The organism is Desulfosalsimonas propionicica (genome assembly GCF_013761005.1).
GTDB lineage: Bacteria > Desulfobacterota > Desulfobacteria > Desulfobacterales > Desulfosalsimonadaceae > Desulfosalsimonas > Desulfosalsimonas propionicica.
Genome location: NZ_JACDUS010000028.1, coordinates 1 through 1,445, shown reverse-complemented (window position 1 = coordinate 1,445; position 1,445 = coordinate 1). Strand labels below are relative to the sequence as shown.

Annotated in this window: 1 protein-coding gene; it reads right to left on the bottom strand. The window is 46.6% G+C overall.

Annotated elements, in window-relative coordinates; genetic code table 11:
• Positions 1–3: 3 nt before the first annotated feature.
• Positions 4–1,218 (bottom strand): ISL3 family transposase, encoded by a 1,215-nt coding sequence (locus tag HNR65_RS17770; protein ID WP_181552874.1) that lies wholly within the window; start codon positions 1,216–1,218, stop codon positions 4–6.
• Positions 1,219–1,445 lie beyond the last annotated feature (227 nt).

Sequence of the window (1,445 nt, the reverse complement as noted above, 5' to 3'; positions counted from 1 at the left end):
GATTCATCCGGGAAATGCCGGGATGGATTCGTGAATAAAATATAATCGGAGCTTGAAGTACCAATTATCCCTGAATCCATATGCCTGACGTTTGAGTGTTTTGATTTTATTGTTCATCCCTTCAAGAGGGGCGGTAGAGATCCGATGATTAAAATAAGCAAGAAGTCCTTGTCTGTGTCGCTCTATGGTTTCAGCCAATTTGGTAAAATGCTTTATGCCTAAATCTTTGGCTTGAGAGATCCAATGATCCAGGAAATTCCGGCCACTTTTTTCATTATCGAAAGCCCAGAACATGCGGAGATCTTCTTTCAAAAGATAGGCCAGATAAAGGGGTTCATTGATTTCTGTTAAATGCATCAAGCGATCAAAGCCATTTTTTGAAAGATTTTCCATACCCTTGAGTAAAAGAAACCGGCTTCCCTTGATGCATTGACGCTCGGTGTCATAAAGATCCCGGGCAATATCCCTGCGGGTTTCATCAATGGCCTGATTGACCATGGCGACCACATGATAAGGGTCATGAACGATATCGACATCCGGGAACACTTCACGGACAGCTTTGATGTAAGCCGGGGACATGTCTATTGCCACTGCCGATAGCCGGGCCTTTTTTCGTTTGAGTTTGTACAAGAAAGGCAATACCGCCTCAGCGTCCTTGCCCTCATTGACAAAGAGGATTTCGCCGGTTTCGAGATCAAGAACCACGGTCATATACTGATGCCCTTTGCGTACAGAAAACTCATCGATGGCGATGTAGTGGACCTGGCCGAGCTTTCTTTTGCTGAGGCGATGCTCGAGGTGTTCTTTAAAGATCTCCTTGACCGTATCCCATCCGATGGAAAGAAGCTGGGCCACATGCTTGATTGGCGCAATTTCGCAAAGCTCGACAACATATCGCTCAAAGGATTTCATTCTCTGGCGTTTTCCTTTTGCAAAAGCAATGGGTTCTCGCAGGGTTTTGCCACATACGCTGCAATTTTGTTCGTGTCCATGCAAAACAACGCATTGATCGCGACTTCCGATAGGCAATGCGATAAAACATCTTTCAAACCGGCCGTCCATTGTCAAATGATGCCAATTTGCATTGCAGCCGGCGCAATAGCGTTCATCATGTTTTCTTTTTACATGGTGATATACGGCGCCATTTTTGTATTCAGTTTTCAAATGATCATAGCCTACAAGCCCCAAAGCATGATAAATAAAACTTGTCGTTGCCATGGCGGTTCTCCTTTTCCTTATGGTTTTGGTTGGCAATAAGGAAAATACCGCTGTGGCAACGATTATTCAATATCAGACACCGCACACCGCTCGGCTGCGGCGGCGCCCCTCCGACGAGCCTCTCTGTGGCGCCCATTCTCGGGCCGCCGCCGGTCCGACCGATGTGCTTGAGTCTTCGATCAACTATCTGGGAATTTCAGTCTATCCCGGCATCTACCGGATGACCC